The sequence below is a fragment of the Acinetobacter sp. YH12021 genome, from assembly GCF_013420145.1.
Lineage (GTDB): Bacteria > Pseudomonadota > Gammaproteobacteria > Pseudomonadales > Moraxellaceae > Acinetobacter > Acinetobacter towneri.
In genome coordinates, this window is the sequence record NZ_VOYT01000001.1 from 237378 (window position 1) to 258234 (window position 20857).

General features: G+C 42.0%; 30 protein-coding genes and 1 tRNA gene. 11 read left to right on the top strand and 20 right to left on the bottom strand.

Features of this window, described 5'->3' with window-relative positions:
* Position 1: 1 nt before the first annotated feature.
* The 18 genes from FTT91_RS01045 to FTT91_RS01130 all read right to left on the bottom strand — a co-directional run bounded on the left by FTT91_RS01045 (position 2) and on the right by FTT91_RS01130 (position 11724).
* A complete protein-coding gene (locus tag FTT91_RS01045) occupies positions 2-451 on the bottom strand; it encodes a GNAT family N-acetyltransferase (RefSeq protein ID WP_180168807.1) in 450 nt (149 codons plus the stop codon).
* 1 nt (position 452) lies between these two features.
* The gene (locus FTT91_RS01050) at positions 453-2522 is read right to left on the bottom strand and encodes a carbohydrate-binding protein (protein ID WP_180168808.1); all 2070 of its coding nucleotides are present in this window, start codon (positions 2520-2522) and stop codon (positions 453-455) included.
* Positions 2522-3085, bottom strand: coding sequence for a hypothetical protein (locus tag FTT91_RS01055; protein WP_180168809.1), 564 nt, complete (start codon positions 3083-3085; stop codon positions 2522-2524). Before FTT91_RS01055 ends, FTT91_RS01050 begins: the two co-directional genes overlap by 1 nt.
* 58 nt (positions 3086-3143) lie before the next feature.
* Positions 3144-3593, bottom strand: coding sequence for a DUF2829 domain-containing protein (locus FTT91_RS01060; protein WP_180168901.1), 450 nt, complete (start codon positions 3591-3593; stop codon positions 3144-3146).
* Between the two features lie 137 nt (positions 3594-3730).
* Positions 3731-4627: a phage capsid protein gene (locus FTT91_RS01065; protein WP_180168902.1), complete on the bottom strand. Its 897-nt coding sequence runs from the start codon at positions 4625-4627 to the stop codon at positions 3731-3733.
* A gap of 16 nt (positions 4628-4643) precedes the next feature.
* Positions 4644-5303 (bottom strand): hypothetical protein, encoded by a 660-nt coding sequence (locus FTT91_RS01070; RefSeq protein ID WP_180168810.1) that lies wholly within the window; start codon positions 5301-5303, stop codon positions 4644-4646.
* Positions 5296-5727, bottom strand: a complete 432-nt coding sequence (locus tag FTT91_RS01075) for a hypothetical protein (RefSeq protein ID WP_180168811.1) — start codon at positions 5725-5727, stop codon at positions 5296-5298. The genes FTT91_RS01070 and FTT91_RS01075 overlap by 8 nt, the downstream gene beginning before the upstream one ends.
* Positions 5724-7367, bottom strand: a complete 1644-nt coding sequence (locus tag FTT91_RS01080) for a portal protein (RefSeq protein ID WP_180168812.1) — start codon at positions 7365-7367, stop codon at positions 5724-5726. Before FTT91_RS01080 ends, FTT91_RS01075 begins: the two co-directional genes overlap by 4 nt.
* Positions 7367-7600 carry a hypothetical protein gene (locus tag FTT91_RS01085; RefSeq protein ID WP_104852246.1) on the bottom strand — a complete coding sequence of 78 codons (234 nt, stop codon included), beginning with the start codon at positions 7598-7600 and terminating at the stop codon, positions 7367-7369. Before FTT91_RS01085 ends, FTT91_RS01080 begins: the two co-directional genes overlap by 1 nt.
* Positions 7601-7602: 2 nt before the next feature.
* A complete protein-coding gene (locus FTT91_RS01090; protein ID WP_180168813.1) occupies positions 7603-7914 on the bottom strand; it encodes a hypothetical protein in 312 nt (103 codons plus the stop codon).
* A gap of 217 nt (positions 7915-8131) precedes the next feature.
* Positions 8132-8557, bottom strand: a complete 426-nt coding sequence (locus FTT91_RS01095; RefSeq protein ID WP_180168814.1) for a hypothetical protein — start codon at positions 8555-8557, stop codon at positions 8132-8134.
* 2 nt (positions 8558-8559) lie between these two features.
* On the bottom strand, positions 8560-9075 hold the full coding sequence (locus FTT91_RS01100) for a RusA family crossover junction endodeoxyribonuclease (RefSeq protein WP_180168815.1): 516 nt from the start codon (positions 9073-9075) through the stop codon (positions 8560-8562).
* Complete coding sequence (locus FTT91_RS01105) at positions 9068-9220, bottom strand: hypothetical protein (RefSeq protein WP_158660389.1); 153 nt, start codon at positions 9218-9220, stop codon at positions 9068-9070. The genes FTT91_RS01100 and FTT91_RS01105 overlap by 8 nt, the downstream gene beginning before the upstream one ends.
* Positions 9217-9591, bottom strand: a complete 375-nt coding sequence (locus FTT91_RS01110; protein WP_180168816.1) for a hypothetical protein — start codon at positions 9589-9591, stop codon at positions 9217-9219. The genes FTT91_RS01105 and FTT91_RS01110 overlap by 4 nt, the downstream gene beginning before the upstream one ends.
* Positions 9588-10187, bottom strand: a complete 600-nt coding sequence (locus tag FTT91_RS01115; protein WP_180168817.1) for a restriction endonuclease — start codon at positions 10185-10187, stop codon at positions 9588-9590. Before FTT91_RS01115 ends, FTT91_RS01110 begins: the two co-directional genes overlap by 4 nt.
* Positions 10180-11130, bottom strand: coding sequence for a hypothetical protein (locus FTT91_RS01120; RefSeq protein WP_180168818.1), 951 nt, complete (start codon positions 11128-11130; stop codon positions 10180-10182). Before FTT91_RS01120 ends, FTT91_RS01115 begins: the two co-directional genes overlap by 8 nt.
* Before the next feature lie 16 nt (positions 11131-11146).
* Entirely contained in the window at positions 11147-11464 is a 318-nt protein-coding gene (locus FTT91_RS01125) for a hypothetical protein (protein WP_104852253.1), read from the bottom strand.
* 14 nt (positions 11465-11478) lie between these two features.
* Positions 11479-11724 (bottom strand): hypothetical protein, encoded by a 246-nt coding sequence (locus tag FTT91_RS01130; protein WP_104852254.1) that lies wholly within the window; start codon positions 11722-11724, stop codon positions 11479-11481.
* A 115-nt stretch (positions 11725-11839) separates the two neighbouring features.
* Between FTT91_RS01130 and FTT91_RS01135 the strand changes: the two genes are divergently transcribed.
* From FTT91_RS01135 to FTT91_RS01170, 8 genes are all read left to right on the top strand, one after another.
* A complete protein-coding gene (locus FTT91_RS01135) occupies positions 11840-12538 on the top strand; it encodes a LexA family transcriptional regulator (RefSeq protein ID WP_171287384.1) in 699 nt (232 codons plus the stop codon).
* 2 nt (positions 12539-12540) lie between these two features.
* Positions 12541-12876: a hypothetical protein gene (locus FTT91_RS01140; RefSeq protein WP_104852255.1), complete on the top strand. Its 336-nt coding sequence runs from the start codon at positions 12541-12543 to the stop codon at positions 12874-12876.
* Between the two features lie 207 nt (positions 12877-13083).
* Positions 13084-13335 (top strand): hypothetical protein, encoded by a 252-nt coding sequence (locus FTT91_RS01145; protein ID WP_180168819.1) that lies wholly within the window; start codon positions 13084-13086, stop codon positions 13333-13335.
* The gene (locus FTT91_RS01150) at positions 13332-14213 is read left to right on the top strand and encodes a PD-(D/E)XK nuclease-like domain-containing protein (protein WP_180168820.1); all 882 of its coding nucleotides are present in this window, start codon (positions 13332-13334) and stop codon (positions 14211-14213) included. Before FTT91_RS01145 ends, FTT91_RS01150 begins: the two co-directional genes overlap by 4 nt.
* 19 nt (positions 14214-14232) lie before the next feature.
* Positions 14233-15705 (top strand): recombinase RecT, encoded by a 1473-nt coding sequence (locus FTT91_RS01155; protein WP_180168821.1) that lies wholly within the window; start codon positions 14233-14235, stop codon positions 15703-15705.
* A gap of 50 nt (positions 15706-15755) precedes the next feature.
* Positions 15756-15992 (top strand): hypothetical protein, encoded by a 237-nt coding sequence (locus FTT91_RS01160; RefSeq protein WP_180168822.1) that lies wholly within the window; start codon positions 15756-15758, stop codon positions 15990-15992.
* Complete coding sequence (locus FTT91_RS01165) at positions 15992-16345, top strand: hypothetical protein (protein ID WP_180168823.1); 354 nt, start codon at positions 15992-15994, stop codon at positions 16343-16345. Before FTT91_RS01160 ends, FTT91_RS01165 begins: the two co-directional genes overlap by 1 nt.
* Before the next feature lie 79 nt (positions 16346-16424).
* Positions 16425-16634 carry an AlpA family phage regulatory protein gene (locus FTT91_RS01170; protein WP_104852263.1) on the top strand — a complete coding sequence of 70 codons (210 nt, stop codon included), beginning with the start codon at positions 16425-16427 and terminating at the stop codon, positions 16632-16634.
* Here FTT91_RS01170 and FTT91_RS01175 read toward each other — a convergent pair.
* Together FTT91_RS01175 and FTT91_RS01180 are read right to left on the bottom strand one after the other, a co-directional pair.
* A complete protein-coding gene (locus FTT91_RS01175) occupies positions 16629-17909 on the bottom strand; it encodes an integrase arm-type DNA-binding domain-containing protein (RefSeq protein WP_180168824.1) in 1281 nt (426 codons plus the stop codon). The genes FTT91_RS01170 and FTT91_RS01175 overlap by 6 nt on opposite strands.
* Positions 17910-18077: 168 nt before the next feature.
* Positions 18078-18153 (bottom strand) — tRNA-Arg (locus FTT91_RS01180).
* 179 nt (positions 18154-18332) lie between these two features.
* Between FTT91_RS01180 and FTT91_RS01185 the strand changes: the two genes are divergently transcribed.
* The 3 genes from FTT91_RS01185 to queF are packed head-to-tail and all read left to right on the top strand — an operon-like array spanning position 18333 to position 20853.
* The gene (locus FTT91_RS01185) at positions 18333-19268 is read left to right on the top strand and encodes an ABC transporter ATP-binding protein (protein ID WP_154320519.1); all 936 of its coding nucleotides are present in this window, start codon (positions 18333-18335) and stop codon (positions 19266-19268) included.
* Complete coding sequence (locus FTT91_RS01190) at positions 19265-20038, top strand: ABC transporter permease (protein ID WP_096902393.1); 774 nt, start codon at positions 19265-19267, stop codon at positions 20036-20038. The genes FTT91_RS01185 and FTT91_RS01190 overlap by 4 nt, the downstream gene beginning before the upstream one ends.
* On the top strand, positions 20038-20853 hold the full coding sequence (queF, locus tag FTT91_RS01195; protein WP_154320518.1) for an NADPH-dependent 7-cyano-7-deazaguanine reductase QueF: 816 nt from the start codon (positions 20038-20040) through the stop codon (positions 20851-20853). Before FTT91_RS01190 ends, queF begins: the two co-directional genes overlap by 1 nt.
* The last annotated feature ends 4 nt before the right edge of the window (positions 20854-20857 follow it).

Here is a 20857-nt window from a genome sequence, read left to right on the forward strand (position 1 = left end):
TTTAAAGCTCCAGATCCAAAAGAATGCCGTATTCGTTAAAACCAAAATGGCGATAAAGCCGAACACACCCATCGGTGCTAATACCTGTTGTGGTACCACACTGCACCCGCTTGGCATTCATGTGCTTAGCCCAACTTACAAAGCTATCAATCAATAAAAGTGCTGACTGCGTGGAACGATATTCAGGGACAACATAAAAGACTTGTTCAAAAGCAATGATTTGATTATTAAACCAATCTTTTGTTGTCAGGCAGACAATCCCACCTGTTAAAGCGTCCTTGTGCTCAGTCACAAAAATAGCGCCCTGCCCCTGAATAACTGCTGTCAGGTTTTCTTCTAGGGCATCCTCATTAAGCTCTCGACCTGAATAATTAGGAGCCTCAAGAATAAATTGCCGCGCCATAGCAAGCAGACTAGGCATGTCTTTTAGTGTTGCTGGTCGAACTTGCATGTCATTTCTCATTGATAGATAGCTGCATGGTTACAGCTTGCATGTGAAAAGGCAGCGGTTTGTTGTGTGTAATGATTAATGGAACTTTGTGTAGATCAGCCCAGTGCCCGCCTTCTTCTAAGTGAAAACCTGTGTACGGCGGTTTTGGGCCAAGCAAGTTATCTTCAAAGGTAAAGGTTTCTATAAGCTGCCCATTAATTTCAGCACCTAGCGTTTTATTGAAAAAGAATGCAATGCGGTCCACCTTTGCTTTGTGCATCATGCTAGACAATGGGTTTTGATTTAATTCAGGTGGGAATAGTTCAACAATGCATTCAATCGTTCCGCCACATTTAACTGTTTGCCCAGACAAGCCATTAAACTTAATTGTGTTGCCATTAACCTTTTCACCAACCTCAAAACAACTACCATCTTGCCATTGATATGCCGAGACATTGTTCATATAAGCAATCGTTCGTTCCTGACCCTCGATTGTGACTGAAATTTCCTGTTGGCAATCAACCAAAGCATCAAATGATAATTCCTCAATGATTCTTAAAGCCCCTCTTTGAATTAATGCGAATGTGCGGTCAGAACCGAGCTTGGTTGGTATTGAGCACATGCTTATCACGGTACCGCCAAAATCATGCTGTGCCCACGCAAGCACCTCCTGATCACGGTTGAACGTGATTGAAGCCACTTTTCCATCTCCCAGCACACACCACACAATTGATTCAGGTTCCTGTTGATATGAGATTTCATTAATTCCTAAATGCTCCTCACCAATATGTGATGAAAGTGCACTAATTTCAGGTGATACAAGTCCATCTACCTCATAGCGATAGGTCAAAGCACGCATACGCTCACCACCACGCTGAACAAATAAAAGCTCATTGCCGACACGTTCAGGTCTTGCTTTAGAATATGCACCATAAGCACTATGTTCATTCATATTCACAGTTGTTGGGGATAATGCACCTTCAGAATCAACCATGAACTCACCACCTGACGTTAAGCAAATTACGCCACGCTGCGCTTCAAGAAACAAAATACTGTTTGATAGTCCTGAAGCCGATACAACACTGAATGCATCCCCATCTTCTGTGGTTTCAAGATAATTGCCGTTGGCACCTACCGCACTAAACCAAATTTTATTAGGCGCTTTTTTTGTATTCGCTAAAACAAGTCGCTGCTTGTGGTAAGTACAGCAACGCGGATAGCCATCTGTAGCATTAAAAGCCTGCGGTAAAATTACCCATGACCGTTCAATAGCCTTAATCACTGCATCCAGTTTTTTAACCACTTCACCACTGACGCTATTTACGTTATTAAACTTTGTAATCTTGATCAGGCCGCCATTAACATCAAGATAGCGCCCAACATCACCAGCAGCAAAACCAGCGCCATCAGCATTCGGCACAACGACCCAATCATCAGTTGATGTGTTCGGCTGCTTATCTGAGTTGTCACGTGCCGCTTGGTAATACTGGCTTGAATAAATCACCACATCACCTAAAAGATATGTGGTTGAGTTTGACCAAGCTGACACCGCATCAAGTGTGAAAGTAACGAATGCGCCCAAATCCTTACCAGACGGCGTACCCTTACGAAATGGATAGCGCGCATTATCAGAGTCAATTGGCGGGTGTGTAAAAACAAAAGCCGATAGATTCCAGTTGCTAAAATCTTCATCACAGCGTAAACGCTGCATAGGCACTTCGCCATGCGTAATAAACAATTCAAATCGGTATTGCACGTATTGAATATCTGGAATCTGTTCTGCTGTATATGGGATTGCAATCTGCGCGACTACAGCCATTGTTTGGGGATTAAAAACTGTAAGCTGACCGGGTTTTAATGCCAGCAAAAAGGAATTATCAGAATTGACAATGAATGGGATTAGGCGGACAGCGCTTGAGATAACATACTTTAAAATTGTCCCTGGTCGTTTTCGCACACCACCCTCAACCAGTGGAATTACATTTTTAAGACGCTTAGCACCATTGGAATACTGCTGAATATCAGTGCGGGTATAAAGTGTTGGTGATAACTCACCCGCACTAAAGTTGTTTTTAATAAGTACAGTTTTCATTAGTAACGCACCCCCATCAATGCTGGCTCATAATCTGCTGCAAAGTCTTGTGCAGGGCGTTCCTGTCCATTAATCGCGCGTGCCTGCTTAAGCATGTTTTGCAGCTTGGTCCACGCACTATCAGACTCTGCTTGGCTGCCTGTGATTGGCTTGGCTAACTTATGCACCAAATAAAAAACCATGCATTCACAGAACAACGAATCCCACATTTCTTCGTTATCTTGATCGGAAACATACAGCAGACTAATCAGATCGGTATTAGCAAGGATGTGCCGACCTTCTGTTTCGTAATCTTCAACATTGGCATTAATGATGCGCAGAAAATCTTTTGGTAGCGGGAATGAATGTCGATACCCAAAGGTTGGATGTGTAGTTACTGGTGCCAACTGAACTCGCTTCTTTGCAAACGACCATGGATGCATGCGCAATAAAGCCTTGCGTGTTGAGTCATAAATTGAAGCGCAACGACGTGCATTCTCTGTATTTTCATCAAAGGATAAAATTGACTTGGCACCAATTAAATTTAGCGCCTCATTGCAGATGGATACTTTTGTTGTGGTCATAAAAAAGCCCTCAAGTTTTTATGATCTTGTGGGCTTTTAAGGGTGGGTTTGTTGGGTGTTAGAGAATGACCCAGTCTTCAGCCAACACATCGGTTTGACTTGCAAGCCAGGGTACAACATTGTTTTGCGCAGTCTTCATGGCAATGTATGCACCATAAGGAACCATATTATCTTCAAATAAACCATCCAGAGTATTCAATGTATTGCGTGCTGCTGGATATTTGTTTTCTGGCACGTAGTACAAGAACATACCCTTTCCATTCCAGCCAGAACGGGCAACACGCTGCCCCTGTTTTAATGCAGTAATTGCATCACCAAAGGTCAATGATCCACTGGATTTGTATGATTGTTCAAAGACATCTTTTGGCGACCAAGAGATATAGCCAGCATGACGATCATCGTTTGGCTTACCGCCATCCACATATTCAACCAAATAACCCTGCTCGCTTGGGTCTTCATTTTCGGGAATCTGCCAGCCACGATATTCATTATATTCGCCACGTGTCATGGTTGTAGCCAATACAGATTTAGTGCCAATATATGCGCATAATGCATGTGCTAATAATTTCTTCATGTCTTTATCCAATTCTAGCTATTAAAAAAAACCTAGCACCTCATGCCCAAGATGCTAGTTCAAGACGTTGTTTAGACAACAAAATCAATCGCTACAACTTTCTTCTCGTTTGCACGACCTGCTGCAAGAGAATGCACACCACCAACCTGCTTGATGTTTTTCTTGTCCGCACGTGTCGTAATATCAAAGCCAGTAATATCCGCTTCACCGAAATGAATTGCAGACCCACAGTAAGCAACGGTACGTTTCTCACCAACCGCAGCACCTTGGCTTAGTTTTTCGTATGGAATCCAGTTGAAGCCCATCCATTTGCCACCCACACCACCTTCCTGCAGCATTTTTCCAGCCATAAAGTCGGCAGATGTAAGTGTGGTGTCACCTAAAATGCTTGACAGCATGTCCGATGTGTAAAGGATGTATAACTGTTCTCCATTGTGCTCATCGCACTCATTGGCACGGAACATGGATTTTGCTTCAATAATCTTTTGCTTCAACGTGCCAAAACCTGAAAGGATGATCTGGTTTGCTGGCAATGCGGTTGCTGTAGTTGTTGCTGTGCCGTTATCAGCAACGCTTTTGCGATTAATTGTGCCGATTGCAGCTTGGTAAACAATGTCATCAATTTTGCGGTTTTTCGCGTTATACAGCAACTTGATGTACTTATCGTTTGGATGTGCTTTCAGCTTTGGAATGTCACGTGATTCGATTGGAATGAACAGATCAAAGTCATTCATCAAGACGCTACGAGTACCAGCATCAGGAATCGTCCAAGCAGTATCACCGAAACGCGCACCAGAAGCCGCCATTTCAACTTGACCCATATCATTAATGGTGAATGATTCACCCACGATTTTTCCACGATTGACCACTGTTTTTAACAGGCGCGATTCATTCTGCTGTGATGCCAACTCATAGTTGTCATGGAACTGCTGAACAAAGGCTGCCGTGATTTTGTTTTCATTCACAATAGGCATACATTACCCCTTACTTGTATTGCTTCTGATAGAAGTTTTGGACTTGAGCAAAGACACGCTTATGATCAGGGTGGCTTTCGTTCAAATACGCTTCCGACTGCATTAATGATTCAACATCCAAACCGCCACTTTGTTGTGTGTTAGACGGGGGTGTATCTTCATTGAGCTGCTGACCAAAATAGGCCGCCATCTTCAAAACTAAAGGATTGTTTCCAAATGATGGATCGTTCACTTCATCCGCAGTCAGCACACCGTTTGCAATCAGGTTGCCTGCCACCGCTTGCGCATAACCAAAGTTCTGCTCTGCATCAGCTCCCCATGCTTCAGTCATGGTTTTGACCGTGGTTTCGTTATCCATTACGGCATTATTTTCCATGAGCGCAGGAATCAACTCGTTATATTCCTTGAGCAAGAAATTCAGGCTGCTGTTATCCAGCCCAGCTTCACGCGCACGCTCTAAAAACTCCTGATTTTCAGGAATGGCCTTGAACTCATCAAAATTAAAGTTTTCGACTTCGACCTGATAACCATCAATTGATTCAGGTGCACCAGTTGGCACAGGCTGCTCGTTTTGTTCGGTAGGATTTGGCTCTACTGACGGCGTACTAAGTACACTTGGCGTTGGCTCAGTTGGCTGTTGGCCTTGCTCATTGCTTGTTTGATCAGTCATTGTCTTGTTCCTTGTAAAGTGGGCTGTTTGCTTGATTAATATTCAGAATGATGAAATTGATTACACTTTGCTGACCAAGGCGATAGCATGTTTCACGCTCTCCACCTTTGTCGTTTGACACGAAAGCATCTTTGCAAAATACGTTTGTTAGGTGTTCAAGGATGCGCTGTCCGTTTAGGTCCATATCAAACATATTTCGATAGGTTTCTGGTGTGGCACGCTGTAGTTTTCGTGTTCGCACAAAATTGCCTTGCTCGGTTACTGCATCTTTTTGTTCAGCAGAATCCGAAAGTTTTAACTTGAAAATTTCCTGTCTTAATGCGTTATTGCATACCTCAAGCTCTTTGTTTTTCTTAAGCTCAAACCACCAACTGACGGCAAGAACAAGCCCAAAAACAAGCATCATCGCTATAGCAATTATCACTGCATCACTCCCGTTGCTGTTTCAGTGCCAATCTGTTTCTCGATACCCTTGGCTACTGCACCGCCTGCCATTTCCATCATGGCTTGCTCTTGTTGTGCTTGAGCCTGTTCTTCTTGTGCCTTTTGTCGCGCTTCACGTAGTTGCTGCACTTCTTCTGCTGTACGCATAATTGACTGCGGCACACCACGACCAGTGCCTGTTACGGCTGCAACTGCATCAAAATCAATATTGTCTAAAATGGTTTGATCTACTTGCGCCATGCTGGATAAGCTCAGAATGTATTGCTCTGTCGCAAAAACTTCTTCCATGCGCTGACTGCGCGCCAATGGTGAAATAAACTTGAATGATAGGTTTCTGCCCCACAATTCCTCTGGTGGGTTACCAAGTTGATTAGCCCGCAACGCTAGACCAAAGCAGCGATCAAGAATTGCTTTCAAATACTCAGTTTGTAAGCGTCCATACATCGGGCCAAGTAACTGACGAATCATCTCAACACGTGTATTAATTTCTGTTGCTGTCATTTGCGTGGTGCCGATTGGTGGTAGCTGATCTGCTTTAAGCTTTCTGCGAATACCACCCTGCAAATCACGCATCAAATATTCTGAAATTTGAAAGTTCACACCATCATCTAGGCGCTTAATTGAATCTACATCGTTGGCGACAATAATTTTTCGTGGACCAATACGCACGGTATGCGGATTTAAAACGCCATCATCCTTGGCAATCCACATGCCGCCAATTTGTAGATCGGCAGAACGAACTGTATTTTTCATAAGCTCGTTAGCCATTTTTGCATCTGGCAAGGCAAGCGTCATTTCACCATTTCCATAGACCGAATTTGGCAGTTTTCGCAGACGTGGAATAGAACAAGGGAATTCGTGATAACCCGACTCTTTAAGCATGTGCTGATTGCTCTGATCAATATGATATGAAGCAAACGGCATGGCTTTATTGATCTGCCCTGCACCGACCTGCTTACGTGGCTGAATCACGTGCAATAACTTGATTTTTGTATCTGGTGAACTCTTAGCGGTATCAACAACGGTATAGTGGCAATTCTTCTCGCCATACGTGTTAATCACCGCCTCGGCTGTCATTTCATGTTCACGGTAAATCGTATCAATTAAGCCGTCTGCGCGTGTCGAACCTATGAAGCAACTACCGATAGGCCATGATTCAAAGACGTATCCACCACCTGCCACACGGTCAATATCAACATACATCACACCCCATCCAGCAGTCACAACGTCCGTGATCGTGTCAAAGTTTTCACTATCAAAGTTTGCACCGTGAATATTGCGCCACATGAATTGACACACATCTTCAAGCCAGCGTTCACCTTCTGTAACTTCCGACAAGTCATCTATGCCATCGGGCTGTGCTTTAAACCAAACAGCGTTTGCAGGTGTTACCCCGTTCATAATCATTGAAACGAGAATCTGAATAGAATCTGCAGCTGTTGAATCGTAAAGTTCAACACGTTCATTTTCACGCTGACTCTTTACGTCCGATCCTGAAAAAGATTGCTGACGCTCTGGTGCACCGTACTTGTAGCACTCAGACCAATGCGACTCATACTGTGAGCGTGCAGCCTTTAAGTGCCCAAGACGAGCACAGAATTTTCGAGCGTCGTTTTGCATTAGCCACCGCCTAGTTTTGATTTTTGGTCATTTAAAAATGTAGAAAATGCACCAGAAAAACCTGTCAGCTTTTTACCACCATCTTGACTGCCCAATACACTCATTGCGCTACCTGTTGAGCTTCCAGTGCGACGCATGGCTTTTTTGGTGTTGGCTTCTGCTGTCGCTTTCTCGGCTGCGCGGCGTGCATCACCTTCAGGGTCTTGCTGCACAACTTTTGGTTTTGAACCCATGATTATTCCTCCACAGACGTCCAGCCATGCTCAGTCAATACTTTTTTGGTGCGTTTAACTTCGGTAGCTTGTGATTGAGATGGTTGTGTTGGTGCAGCAGTTTTGGCTGTTGCTTTTGATTGAGCCTCAAGCGCTTTGATTTTTGCTTCTGCTTCAGCAAGCTTTTGCGCCACAGCATCAAATTGTTCAGCGGGTACCAACGCACCTGCAGATGTATCATTTAGAATTTCTTCCAGTGCCTGATCTGCTTGCTCCTGTGTTGTTGGCTCAGGTTCTTTTGCACCTGGTGTTCGAGTTGCGCGACGTGTAGACATAAAAAAGCCCTATTCAATGGTTGTCGAATAGGGTCAATTTGGATGGTAATGTGTGGCGGTTTGTTGGGTGTTTTTTACCTGAACTTATTAAAAAAACTCGCAGGCTTGGGACCGACATACTGAATCCATCCCCAGCCATCACGCCAAAAATACCAATCGCTATTGGCGTTCTTCCACGGCGTACCATCTTTTTCTATGTGGGTGTAGTCAGGTGGCATTACCCTTTAATCTCCCGATCCAACTCACTAATCACTTGGTCACACAGGCCGCCATCTTCAAAAATATCTAACTGCCCTACGGTGTATCTATACGTTTGCCACTCACCTTCACGCGGTTCACGCTCAATACCTGTTTCGGTTTTCCATAGCATCACAAATGCCTCTCCGTTTTCGTAATTAGGTTTGCCACCACGTGCCCATTCAGACACGGTACTGGCGTTTGCAACTGGCAAGACAAACGCAATTTTTTCGTGTGTCCAGCCGAGTCTGCAAAGGTCTAAAATCATGCGATTGAAGTCTGGTCGTTTATATCCGCGCATCGCGACACGAAATTCTTTAACCTTCTTTTTTAATTGAAGATTTTGAAAACGCGCGCGCGCGCGAGGGTCAGTGCTTGAACTTACTAAATCCACCAGACTTTCCATTGCTAAATCTCCAGCACTTTAATTTTTATTAATCCACCTTTGACCACATCACCACGTCTAACAATCAGCTCATCAAACTGTTCATCGTCCACACACAGCCCACACTTCACTAAACTGTCGATGGTCGCTTTTAGGTAATTGTCGATGTCACGACGCAGGCGGTTTGGAAAATGGAACGTCACATCAAGTTTTAAGCGTGCTGCTGTGTTGATTCGTGGTACCAACATGCTGACCACATCATGAAAATCTCTTGCTTCATTACTCAACTTGAAACCGCGACCAGATTTCTTCCAGTAGTGGTTCACGCTCGGTGGAATCGTCGCTATTTCACAATCCAAAATTGTTTTTTCTTGATGTGTTGTATTTTGCGCTGTAATCGCTTGTGTTGCGTTCTGCTGTGCGTCCTGTACCTTTGCATCATTTTTAGTTTTAAATTGCGCTGTGGCGAAATCCTTGCGTAATTTATGCCTATTCAAATGAACTTCTAGCTGATTTTCAGACCAACGTAGATTACTCATTAAAACTCCGTTCAAATTCTTCAGCCGCCTGTTCATCTTCCATGGCTTGATGCAATGCGTCCCATTGGGCCTGCAACTCAGCCTCATCCTCGTTGTGACGAATTGAGCCGTTTAGCTTGTCGCGTAGTGTTTTTAAATCATTCATGCCTTTAACTCCCTTTTGCACTTGTTGCAGACATAACCTGCCTTGCGATAAACCGTAAATTTCACAAAGCCGTGATGCTTGCACTCACCGATAAATGTGTTTTCTCCAAGCTCTATGGTTTCAGCTGCCGCAATGCGGTTCCGTGCAAGTCGTTCAGCATCATCACTAAACAAAATTGTCTTTTTTAATTCCGAAACTTGCGCCGTGATTGACTTTGGACTAACTAAAACAAGGCTTTTCAACGGATGATCTAAACCGTTTGCAATAGCAAAATGCACAGCTTTCACGGCGTAATGCGTGTATTCAGGACGTCCCTTGCTACGTGCATAAGCCTGCAATGAATTTTTTACTTCTGTGAGCGTGATATTCATGCCACTCTCCCTGCGCGTCTAAAAATCTGATCTCGCATGCCTGCCAGTTCTGATGGCAACGGCGTACCCTTTTCGTTCAATTCCTGCGGTGCTGCGATGGCTTTGGGTTTTACCCACATGACTTGCACACGTCCTAATTTTTTTGCTCGGTTCTGGTAATCGTTGTAAATATCCACAAACGCACGGTGAGCCGCTTTTTGCCCTTCGGTTTTCAAAACGTGCTGCACTTCGTCCAGTGAGCGTTTTGCCAGTGTCGTGATTGCTTGCGAATCATCAGCAATAAAATTCAATGCTTTGGCCCAAGCCTGTTCGGCTGTCCACCAATCTGAATCGCGGATACACCAGCTGCGTAACTCAGGCAGTGTCGGACACCATTTTTCAGTGCTCATACGCTGAATACCGCGCTGTAAATCGGCTGGACTCAATCCATTTAGGACTTGGCAAACCGTGATTTTCAGGTGTTCAGAATCAATTTCGCCGTATTTTTTATCGAACAGATCGCCGTACAGTGCTTGCATGTGTCCCAAAATTTGATCTGCAATTTCAACTGGAAAATCGACTGCAAAGGCTTGTTGGTACTGCTGGATGTTACTCATGATTACCCCCTACATCGCGCATAGCAGGCTGCTGATACTGCGCTTGGCCGTATCGGTGATATTTCTTTTGCGGTTTGGTTTTTGGTGTTGCCTTGGCTTTGCGTGCTTGCTGTGCTGCAAGTTCTGCGTCGCTCGGCATGTTTTTCATGAACGTGTCTAACCAGATGGTCATCCACTTTTGCGGTGTGTGATTTGATTTATCCAGCGACCACTGCGCCATTTTTTTGAGATTTTCAAAAATGCGTTCTGGTGCGTGATTTGGAAAATTGATTTTGGCTTGATCTTGAAAATCAATTTGCGCTGAATATTTTTTGCAAAGGTCTTTGAACGAAATTGCTGTTCGGTCTTTCGGATGATACTCAACAAAATTCAACGGACGGTTTTGCTGAGGCTGAAAATCTTCGCGCGCATTATCATCATCTATTTTAATATTTTCTTTTAAATCTATTTCTTTTACAGAGTGACATGCCATGTCACTACTACTAGGTACATGCGGTGATACTACTGTAGCTGCATGTAATGTGACTGCATCCGATGCACTAGGTACATGCGGTGATACTACTTCTACAGGTAGTCTTTCATCAAAAGTGACGAAATAAACATTGCTTCTACCCTTTGATTTCTCCACGCGAATTAACTTGAATTTAGATAACTCGGTAATGTACTTTCTAATGGTTCTCTTATCCTTAATACCTGTAATTTTCATAATCAAAGGTTCACCAATCGCTTTGCTAGCTACATGAAAACCACTGATATAGCGATTTAGAAATACCAAACACTTGATAGCTTCACCGCTAAGTTCAGATAAATAACCTTCATCACAAATAAAGTTAGGTAAGCCAGTGAACCCATCTGGTTTGATAGACATGGATTTTTGCTCTTTTCTCGGAAACTTAACGACCACACCTTGATGGTCTAAGGTTTCATGTGCTAAATTCGGCATGTTTGAATTACCTCGTTTACTTTTCTGAGTGAACGGCAAAAAAGCTCATCTGGTCGCAACAGTTGAGCTTTTTTTGTGCCTGCGGTTTTGGGGTGACATCAATAATTCGTGGCTGCGCTGTCAGCATAAAATCTGTGTCTATCGTTTCTGTGGTAAGACGTGCAAAGGCTTTGAGAGAATTTAGGTATTCCCTCACTTCCGAGATTTTTTGATTCATGCAAACACGACTTAATTTAGAAACATCGGTTTTTTCGGCTTTGGCTATCGCTTCAAATTCACGCTTTTCTTCATACGTGCATTTGAATGTGATGCTCTCCGTAAGTTTTTCAGACATAGCAAATTCCATTTTTAAGAAAAAATATCTGGACGTAATTCGACCAAAAGAACTTTTGATTCGCTTTTTTCATGGATTGTTTTTGAAAGTTTTGCAGACACACTGCCGCCATAGGCGATCTGCATTAAATTGCCAGTGGTTGTTCCGCAGTCTTTAGCAAACTTAGAAAGGTCTTTTTCAGTTGGAATAGCTTTCAAGAAATTAAGCAAACCAACACGTTTTTTTGAAACCTTGGTATGTGTTGATGTTTTTGCAGTCATAGTGAGTACCTAAATTACCAATATATGTAATTTAGTATTTTACTAAACTTAATGCAAGATCATCTTTAGTTTTTTACACATTCCTTTTTTTAGTTTTTTACTAGATTATTTAATTATGGATATTTCAGAAATTAGAAAAGCGAATCTGTTAGAGCTTATTGAGTTGAAAGCTAACGGCTCTCAAAAAGATTTTGCTAATGCTGTGCCGACTGCGCCTGCATACATCAGCCAAATTATTAATGGAACAATCGGGAGAAATGGAAAGCCTGCAGTTGTAGGAACTGCTATGGCTAGAAAGATTGAGAAAGCATTTGGCTTAAGTCATGGTTATATGGATGTTTCACACGGCAAAAATAAAGACACTGTAAAACTAGACAACAATATTAACCTGTCAGAAAAAATCAGCTTAGAGGGTCGTCAAATTCCTGTTATTTCGTGGGTTGCAGCTGGGTCTTTCAGTCCAATTGAAACCGTTATTAAAGATACAGAGGTGGCAGAATGGTTGCCGCCAAACAAAGATTGTGGAAAAAACGGCTATGGTTTAGTCGTGGTTGGTAATTCAATGAGTCCAGACTTTAAGCCAGGAGACCGAATTTACATCAACCCTGACATACAAACATTTGACTTACAGACCGATGACTTAGTAATTGTGGCCTGTCATGGCGAAAGCGAGGCTACTTTTAAAAAGTTAATTATTGAGGGGGCTAATAAATATTTGCAGCCGCTCAACCCTAATTGGCCTGAGCAGATCATTAAACTAACCGAAGATTGCCGCTTAGTTGGAAAGGTAGTTGGTTTGTATAGGAAAATTTAAAAATGAAAGCACCAAAGTCAATAAAAAGGATTTATTACCGCATAAATTGGCAATTTGTTTTTATTTTTTCACTTATTTCTCTATTTATTTTATTTGAATTTACAAATATTGAGTATGTATTTGAAAATTCTTTTTCATTATTTTTTAAATATATAGTTATGCCTATACTGTTTATTGGTTCTTTGATGGTTTTCCGAGATTCCACCAAAGGTATTTTCAAAAAGGATGCTTTAAGTTCAGGGGTTTTTATATATTTTCTATGGTGGGTATGGGTTGTGGTTGTTGTTGTATTCGCTTTTGCTATAGGTGCGACCATTTGGAAAACATATTTCAACTAGACACATACTCTTAATTTGCCTGCACTAGCAGGTTTTTTTATATCTAATAAAAACAGAAGTTTAGTATGAAACTATACTAATTTAAAAAAAATACTCATATTTAGTATTGTACTAAATTTAGTATTTTGCTAAATTCTATCTCGTAAACAACAAAAAGCCCTGACTACTTTCGACGGCATCAGGGCTTGCTATAAAGCGAGATCAATTATGAGTCAATACCCATCACATAGCAATACGCCACAGTTTGACGCTAACAAAAGTCAAACGTCTGAGCGTCTTTATCAATACCCGACACATGAAGAAATGTGGGGTAAAAAACCACGCTTCGGCAGCAACTTCTTTGCTGGCTTGTTCCTATTCCTTCTGTTTTCTGGTCTTGCGTATATGTGCATTGTCACTGCTGACCATGAACAAGCGCGTGAAGTTGAGCGCATGGTCAAAATTGGGGGTGCTAAATGACAACACTTATCGCACCAGGCTTAAATGCCTTAATGGTTGAGCAAATGAGTAATGATGAATATCACGCTCGACCAGAACACAGTTCAAGCCAACTTAAAGATATGTTGCGTTCAGGCGCTCATTTCTACTCAAATCACATTTTGAAAGAAGTTGAACGTGAATCTAAGGCATCTATGGATTTTGGCACCTTAGCACACACCCTATTCCTTGAACCCGAACAGTTTGATGATGAATTTGTAATTGCGCCTAAGTTTGACCGACGCACCAAAGCTGGCAAAGAAGAAGCTTTGGCATGGGAGCAAGCGCACGCAGGCAAGATTCTAGTGACAGATGAACAAGTGGAAGGCGCTAAACGCATTGTAGCTAACCTAAAAATGCTGAGTTCGTATGCAGATATGCAAAACAACTACGGCATGGCAGAAGCGAGCATCTTCTATACGGATCCAGTGTTTGATTTACAGCTGCGCGTCCGTCCAGACTTTCACATTGTACCGTGTGATGTATTTCCAAACGGCATGATTTTGGATTTAAAAACCACAACGGATGCACGTCCAAATGAGTTTTCACGCAAATGCGCCAATTTTGGTTATGACTTATCTGCTGCAATGTACCGTGAAGGCTTCCAGCAATATTACAAAACCGAAGAAAAGCCACCTTTTATTTTTCTTGTGGCTGAAAGTGCTATCCCTTTCAACGTCAAGCAATACAAAGCATCCGACCTATTTTTAAGCGTTGGTGAGGCGCGATACAACAAAGCCAAATCTCTACTAGCTGAATCGTTACTCATTAATGAATGGGACGGCTACTCGCTAGAAATGGAAGAAATATTTCTGCCGTCATACATGACAAAACAAGCTTTAGAAAACGACTTTAACTGATTTTTATAGGAAATTTATTATGAACGCTCAAACTCAAATTGCACAACAGCAAGCTCATTCAGTTGGCCTTTTAAACTTAGAAGCTTTTGAACTTTCACAGCGCATTGCCAAAATGCTTGCAAGCTCTACCCTTGTGCCTGAACAGTATCGTTCTGTTGTAAAGGTCAAAGCTGGGAAAGATAGCTTTGGCAACATGCAGTACCGTGACGAAGAAAACCCGAACGGCTTATCGAACTGCATTATCGCTTTAAATATGGCTAACCGCATGGGTGCAGATCCATTGATGGTGATGCAAAACCTTTACTTAATTGAAGGCCGCCCAGCGTGGTCATCTCAATTCATCATGGCAGCAATCAATAGCTGTGGTCGCTTCTCCGCCCTGCGTTTTGACCTAGAGGATTTAGGCGAAACTGAAGTGGAGTATCAGGAAACTGTTTGGGAAAACCGCCAAAAGAAAACAGTTGCAAAGAAAGTCACGGTTAAAAACCTAACTTGTGTAGCTTGGGCGATTGAACGTGAAACTGGTGAGCGTATCGAATCTTCAAAAATTACTATGGAAATGGCGGTTAAAGAAGGTTGGTACGGTAAAAACGGTAGTAAGTGGCAGACCATGCCTGAGCAGATGCTTCGCTATCGTGCTGCATCATTCTTTGGCCGTGTTTATGCACCTGAGTTGTTGATGGGTTTACGTTCTGCAGAAGAAGAACAGGATCGCATCATTGATGTGACACCAGATACCAATGTTGTTTCGACTCAACAGGATTTAAGTGCAGTCAAAAAGCAAATCCTGCAAGCTAAAACTTTAGATGAATTGGATACGATTGCTGCTGACATTGAAAAATATTCGGATAAAGAAAAAGCCGAATTAGACAAACTTTTGAATGCTCAATATAAGAAGTATTCAGAAGCAGCGACGACCAAAAAAACAAAGGCACAGCCGAAAGCAGCTGAAGAAACTGTAATTGAGGACGCCCCAACCGAAACATCGGGTGAAGTTGTTCATGCTGAACTAAATGCTGATGAATTAAAGCGATTACAAGCAGAAGCTGAAGCAGTGGTGCAGCAAAAGAAACAACCAAGTTCAGCCGACTTGAAAAAAGAGTATGCCAAAGCCTTAAACACAGCAAAGTCAATGGTAGACGTGCTGGATATTGAAGAACAAATCGAAAATGATGCGGCTTTAAATCAACCAGATGCACAGTATTTGCAAGCCAATATTGAACAAGTACGCGCCAAGTTTGAGAAGCCGCAGACTCAACCTGAACAGCAACAAACGGCAGCTGTAGCACCGGACCCTATCAAAAGTAAATCTGTGATGGGTGGTTTGATGACTTCAATCGCTAATTCAAAAACTGTGGATGAGCTTAAAAGCGTTGCAGAGTTGATGAATCAAAACAAAGACAAGTTACTAGCAGAGCATAAAACCGAGCTACTGGCAGCATACAAACAGCGTAAAGAGTTCATCGAAAACCAACAGGATATGTTCGAGTAATTGAAGTTGGCCACATTCAAAAATGAGTGTGGCCATACAAGGAAAGCAACATGAGAAAAAAGCAAACGATACCGATTTCACTGCTTCCATATTTCAGAAAATGGCTGGTTAAAAATGGTTGGAGTGGCAGAAAGCACGGTAATGATTATTTGATTGCTTGGAAAGCAAAGCATAAGCAAATTGAAATTGTAAATTTAAAGATGAACAAGCCTTGTTTGCCAGTGTTTAAGATTTTTCTGAATGGGTATTTAGATGGTGGCAAGCGATTTTTAGAGGAGTTGGTGTGATGGATATTCATCAAGAAAAATGGGACTACACAGCCATGTTGGTGGCTGAGAATGCAATAACTCAAGAACAGTGCGATACGCTTAAATTAAGTGATGGGATAAATATGTTTTATTCAGATCATCTAGCCTCAACAACTATCGACTGCATTAATTGGGGCTGGTCATCATGGTTGAAAGCCAAAGCCCGAGCCGTTCCCGACGGTTTTGTGGTTGTGCCGAAAGAGCCGACACCAAAAATGATTGATGCGACATGGGATTACTTTGAAGATATCGAAGGCATGAGTCACAACAAGCGCAATGAGTTTATCTACAAGGCCATGATTGATGAAGCACAGGAGCAAGCCAATGACTGAATACTGCTTCATGTGTAAAAGGTTCACGGTTCGCTGTGGTGTGTTTTGTAGTAAATGTGGGTTTAAGTGAGGTGTGAGCATGGAAAACGCCTTATATGGTGAAGAAGATCGCCTTTTAAAGACAAGTGAAGTCACCAAAATGGTCGGTATGACGCGTGCATCTATCATCAAGATGATTGAATCTCAGCAATTTCCAGAGCCTGACTGGGTAAGTGAAAGCGGATACAAACACTGGTGGAAGTCGACTATTTATGCTCACTTCAATAAAAAACAAGCCCTCGTATCATGAGGGCTTTTTTTCTTCATATCTAATATTTTTCGATGATTCAAATTGCAGTTTTAATTCATCACAATAATCTGACCATCGCTGCATCATCACTTTTCTTTTGTCTAAATGCTTTGTTCGGTTGTATGCCCTGCCGTGCATATCACGGACTTGGTGCGCAAGCTGCTGCTCGATTAGCTCCAATGGAAATTCCAAGACTTCATCAAGCAATGTGCGTGCAATCGCTCGGAAGCCATGACCTGTCATTTCCTCTTTTCCGTATCCCATGCGACGTAATGCCATATTAATTGACATATTGGAAATAGGGCGGTTTTTATCAGAACGTGATGGGAATACATAAATTGAATTGTTTGTGAAGTTATATGCTTCTTTTAAAATCGCTACAGCCTGAGTTGATAGCGGCACAATATGGCTCAAACCTGTTTTTGCAGAAGTCTTGGATGGTGTGTAAGACCAGGTAGCATTATCAAAATCTATATCAGCCCACTTAGCAGCTCTTAATTCTCCAATGCGTACAAAAACCAAAGGTGCCAGCTGTAACGCAAACTTTACGTGTACAAGTTGCGATTCATAGTTATCAATATCAAAAAGCAATCGTGCGAAGTCAAACGGATCAGTTAATGCTGAATAGTGTTGTTTTTCTCTTTGTGTAATGGTGCCAGATAAGTCTTGAGCAATATCTCGCTGACACAAACCCATTTTTACGGCAAAACGAAATACCTGCGATGCTTTTGATCTAATTCTCATGGCGGATTCAATGAATCCCTTGTTTTCATCTTTTTCGATAACTTTAGCCAAGTCACGTGGCGTGATATCAGCAATAGGCAAATTACCAATGTCTCGATAAAGTTTTTCAAAGATGCGCTCATTGCGTATCACAGTAGCCTCAGCCAATCGCTGTTTGCTTTTATATAACTCAGCTACCGCTTTAAAAGTATTTTGCTGTTTAAGCCTTTCTTTTTCTTCTACACCCTGTCTCTCTGCTTGTGGGTCCTTACCTTCAGCCAATAATGCCCTAAATTGTTCACGATACTCGCGTGCTTTTGCCAAAGTAATCTCAGGGTAATAACCAATGGACATGGTATTTCTTTTTTTTGTAACTGGGCGTGTGTAGTCGAATCGCCACATTACCGACCCATTTTTGCGAATTAGAAGATTTAATCCCGCACCATCTGACAGCCTTACATCAGTATTTAAGCCGTTGGGATTATTAAGTTTTAATTCACGTAAAAAGGATTTGATCTTACTGTCTGTAAGCGAAATTACTTGCTTTGGCATGTTTTTGCGTTACACCGATGAGTACAAAGTTGGTGTGTAACGCATCCTGTAATGCATCAATGCGTTACAACTTTAAAAAGGTTTATACAACTTTATACAGGTTTTATTTGTTATGTCTATTATATTCAATAGGTTTATACGAGTTTATACAAGTTTAAACAAAGTATCTGGTGCGCTCAGCGGGACTCGAACCCACGCCACAGGCTTCGGAGACCTGTACTCTATCCAGTTGAGCTATGAGCGCGCGCTGCACATCATAACAAAAAATTGCTGAAGGTAAAGCAACTATATATAAGTTACGTATTTTTATGCTTATGCTTTAAACAATGTTCCAAACTTGCAACATAGAATTCCATCTAACTTACTTGGTTTATTGGCGCAGATCGCTCACAATAGTGGCTCTATTCCTCAAGTGAGAATTTCATGACTGATGCATTGACGTTAAGGGACGTGTCAAAGACCTATCGAAATGGTTTCCAAGCACTGAAAGGAATTAATTTGACCGTTCCTGAAGGCGAGTTTTATGCCCTACTTGGACCCAATGGTGCAGGTAAATCTACAACCATTAGCATCATCAGTTCTCTCACCAAAAAAACGGCAGGCACGGTAGAAATTTTTGGGCACAATCTGGATACACAACCATCTCAAGCCAAGCAGTGCTTAGGAGTTGTGCCGCAAGAATTTAACTTCGGTCAGTTTGAAAAGACGTTTGATATTTTGGTCACACAAGCAGGCTATTACGGTATCCCTAAAAAAATTGCCGAACAACGTGCCGAAGAATATTTAGAAAAACTGGGTTTGTGGGATAAACGTGCCACTCAAGCGCGAATGCTGTCTGGCGGCATGAAGCGTCGTTTAATGATTGCACGTGCCATGATGCACGAACCGAAACTACTTATTTTGGATGAACCCACTGCAGGTGTAGATATTGAGCTGCGTCGTTCAATGTGGGATTTTTTAACAGAGATGAATGATAAAGGCACCTCAATCATTCTCACTACCCACTATTTAGAAGAAGCCGAAATGTTGTGTCGTCGTATCGCGATTATTGATCGTGGTGTGATTAAAGAAGACACTTCCATGAAAAACTTCTTAAACCAGTTAAGTGAAGAATCTTTTATTTTCGATTTAGCTGAACCGATTCAACCCATTCATTTAGATATTATTGGTGTACGTTTCAACTTAATTGATGCAGTGACCCTAGAAGTCACTATGGATAAAGCTCACACCTTAAATGATTTATTCCAACTTTTAGAAGCACAAGGCATTCGCGTGCGCAGTATGCGTAATAAGTCCAACCGTCTAGAAGAGTTATTTGTCAAAATGGTCGAAAAGAATTTAGATGGAGCTGCGCAATGAATTTTACCCAACTACGGATTGCACTCTATACCTTAGTGCATAAAGAAGTTCGTCGTTTTATGCGCATATGGCCTCAAACCTTGCTCCCGCCAGCCATCACCATGAGTTTGTACTTTGTGATTTTTGGTAATTTGGTCGGTTCGCGTATTGGTGAAATGGGCGGCTTTAGCTATATGCAATTTATTGTGCCCGGCTTAATTATGATGGCAGTCATTACCAACAGCTATGCCAACGTATCTTCAAGTTTTTTTAGTGCAAAATTCCAGAAAAGCATTGAAGAACTAATCATGAGCCCTGTACCTTTGCATGCCATTTTATGGGGCTATGTTTTGGGTGGTGTTAGTCGTGGCGTATTGGTCGGTATTATTGTCACCACCATGAGTCTATTCTTTACCGACCTTTATATTACCAATTGGTTTGTTACCATTTATACCGTATTAATTACGTCCTTTTTATTTTCATTAGGCGGTTTTATTAATGCTGTTTATGCCAAATCATTTGATGATATTTCTATTATTCCAACTTTTGTACTGACTCCACTGACTTATTTAGGTGGTGTATTCTATGCCATTAGTGCCTTAAGCCCTTTTTGGCAAAATCTCTCTTTAATTAACCCTGTGGTGTATATGGTTAATGCTTTCCGTTACGGCATTTTAGGACATAGTGATGTCAACGTGACGATTTCATTATCTGTGATTACACTATGCTGCGCAGTGCTTTATGGTATTGCCTATCATTTACTTTCTCGTGGTTCAGGAATGCGTGAATAATGAGTGTTGAACAATCTCTCCTTGGTAAAGACACCAATTATCCTACAGAATATCAACCCGATATTTTATTCCCTATTTCACGTGCTGCTGCACGTGAAAAATATGCAGATGTTGAGGGAATTCAACTGGGGCAAGACTGGTGGCACGTTTTTGAAATTTCGTGGTTGAATGCCGCAGGCATTCCGCAAGTTGCGATTGGTCGGATTACACTACCTGCTTCATCGCCTAACCTGATCGAATCAAAATCATTAAAGCTCTACTTTAATAGTATGAACTTTACCCGCTTTCAGTCTGAAGCCAATTTCATTGAAACTGTTGAGCATGATTTAACGGCTGCTGCGCAAGCACCTGTTACGCTAACTTTATTTCAGGTCGATGATTTAGCGATTAGCCAGCCTGAGGGCATTTGCATTGATCAGCTCACGCCTGAGCGTTTAGAGCAGCATCCTGACCCAAGTTTATTGCAATTCGATTTAGAACAAGCGGAAGATATAGAGGTACAACTTTTCTCACATTTATTACGCAGCAATTGTCCTGTCACAGGACAACCTGACTGGGGCACGGTTTTTATCCGTTATCAAGGCAAAAAACCTTGTTATCGCAGTATTTTGGCTTATATTATTTCTTATCGTCAGCATAATGGTTTCCATGAACAATGTGTGGAACAGATGTTTGCAGACATCTGGCAAAAATTCGCACCAGAAAAACTGATGGTATATGCAACCTATACACGTCGTGGTGGTTTAGACATTAACCCTTGCCGTGTATCGGACTTAACATGGATGCCTCGCCCTATTCGTTTAGCGCGACAATAACAAC

What these genes read in the sequence shown, in the direction of transcription:
- FTT91_RS01145 (WP_180168819.1), top strand. Translation starts at nt 13,084, where the DNA reads ATGAGTCAATACCCATCACATAGCAATACGCCACAGTTTGACGCTAAC.
- FTT91_RS01190 (WP_096902393.1), top strand. Translation starts at nt 19,265, where the DNA reads ATGAATTTTACCCAACTACGGATTGCACTCTATACCTTAGTGCATAAA.
- FTT91_RS01150 (WP_180168820.1), top strand. Translation starts at nt 13,332, where the DNA reads ATGACAACACTTATCGCACCAGGCTTAAATGCCTTAATGGTTGAGCAA.
- FTT91_RS01080 (WP_180168812.1), bottom strand. Translation starts at nt 7,367, where the DNA reads ATGCAAAACGACGCTCGAAAATTCTGTGCTCGTCTTGGGCACTTAAAG.
- FTT91_RS01185 (WP_154320519.1), top strand. Translation starts at nt 18,333, where the DNA reads ATGACTGATGCATTGACGTTAAGGGACGTGTCAAAGACCTATCGAAAT.
- FTT91_RS01120 (WP_180168818.1), bottom strand. Translation starts at nt 11,130, where the DNA reads ATGCCGAATTTAGCACATGAAACCTTAGACCATCAAGGTGTGGTCGTT.
- FTT91_RS01170 (WP_104852263.1), top strand. Translation starts at nt 16,425, where the DNA reads ATGGAAAACGCCTTATATGGTGAAGAAGATCGCCTTTTAAAGACAAGT.
- FTT91_RS01155 (WP_180168821.1), top strand. Translation starts at nt 14,233, where the DNA reads ATGAACGCTCAAACTCAAATTGCACAACAGCAAGCTCATTCAGTTGGC.
- FTT91_RS01090 (WP_180168813.1), bottom strand. Translation starts at nt 7,914, where the DNA reads ATGTCTACACGTCGCGCAACTCGAACACCAGGTGCAAAAGAACCTGAG.
- FTT91_RS01165 (WP_180168823.1), top strand. Translation starts at nt 15,992, where the DNA reads ATGGATATTCATCAAGAAAAATGGGACTACACAGCCATGTTGGTGGCT.
- FTT91_RS01135 (WP_171287384.1), top strand. Translation starts at nt 11,840, where the DNA reads ATGGATATTTCAGAAATTAGAAAAGCGAATCTGTTAGAGCTTATTGAG.
- FTT91_RS01070 (WP_180168810.1), bottom strand. Translation starts at nt 5,303, where the DNA reads ATGACTGATCAAACAAGCAATGAGCAAGGCCAACAGCCAACTGAGCCA.
- queF (WP_154320518.1), top strand. Translation starts at nt 20,038, where the DNA reads ATGAGTGTTGAACAATCTCTCCTTGGTAAAGACACCAATTATCCTACA.
- FTT91_RS01085 (WP_104852246.1), bottom strand. Translation starts at nt 7,600, where the DNA reads ATGGGTTCAAAACCAAAAGTTGTGCAGCAAGACCCTGAAGGTGATGCA.
- FTT91_RS01110 (WP_180168816.1), bottom strand. Translation starts at nt 9,591, where the DNA reads ATGAATATCACGCTCACAGAAGTAAAAAATTCATTGCAGGCTTATGCA.
- FTT91_RS01125 (WP_104852253.1), bottom strand. Translation starts at nt 11,464, where the DNA reads ATGTCTGAAAAACTTACGGAGAGCATCACATTCAAATGCACGTATGAA.
- FTT91_RS01060 (WP_180168901.1), bottom strand. Translation starts at nt 3,593, where the DNA reads ATGACACGTGGCGAATATAATGAATATCGTGGCTGGCAGATTCCCGAA.
- FTT91_RS01095 (WP_180168814.1), bottom strand. Translation starts at nt 8,557, where the DNA reads ATGGAAAGTCTGGTGGATTTAGTAAGTTCAAGCACTGACCCTCGCGCG.
- FTT91_RS01130 (WP_104852254.1), bottom strand. Translation starts at nt 11,724, where the DNA reads ATGACTGCAAAAACATCAACACATACCAAGGTTTCAAAAAAACGTGTT.
- FTT91_RS01175 (WP_180168824.1), bottom strand. Translation starts at nt 17,909, where the DNA reads ATGCCAAAGCAAGTAATTTCGCTTACAGACAGTAAGATCAAATCCTTT.
- FTT91_RS01100 (WP_180168815.1), bottom strand. Translation starts at nt 9,075, where the DNA reads ATGAGTAATCTACGTTGGTCTGAAAATCAGCTAGAAGTTCATTTGAAT.
- FTT91_RS01050 (WP_180168808.1), bottom strand. Translation starts at nt 2,522, where the DNA reads ATGAAAACTGTACTTATTAAAAACAACTTTAGTGCGGGTGAGTTATCA.
- FTT91_RS01055 (WP_180168809.1), bottom strand. Translation starts at nt 3,085, where the DNA reads ATGACCACAACAAAAGTATCCATCTGCAATGAGGCGCTAAATTTAATT.
- FTT91_RS01140 (WP_104852255.1), top strand. Translation starts at nt 12,541, where the DNA reads ATGAAAGCACCAAAGTCAATAAAAAGGATTTATTACCGCATAAATTGG.
- FTT91_RS01045 (WP_180168807.1), bottom strand. Translation starts at nt 451, where the DNA reads ATGCAAGTTCGACCAGCAACACTAAAAGACATGCCTAGTCTGCTTGCT.
- FTT91_RS01115 (WP_180168817.1), bottom strand. Translation starts at nt 10,187, where the DNA reads ATGAGTAACATCCAGCAGTACCAACAAGCCTTTGCAGTCGATTTTCCA.
- FTT91_RS01105 (WP_158660389.1), bottom strand. Translation starts at nt 9,220, where the DNA reads ATGAATGATTTAAAAACACTACGCGACAAGCTAAACGGCTCAATTCGT.
- FTT91_RS01160 (WP_180168822.1), top strand. Translation starts at nt 15,756, where the DNA reads ATGAGAAAAAAGCAAACGATACCGATTTCACTGCTTCCATATTTCAGA.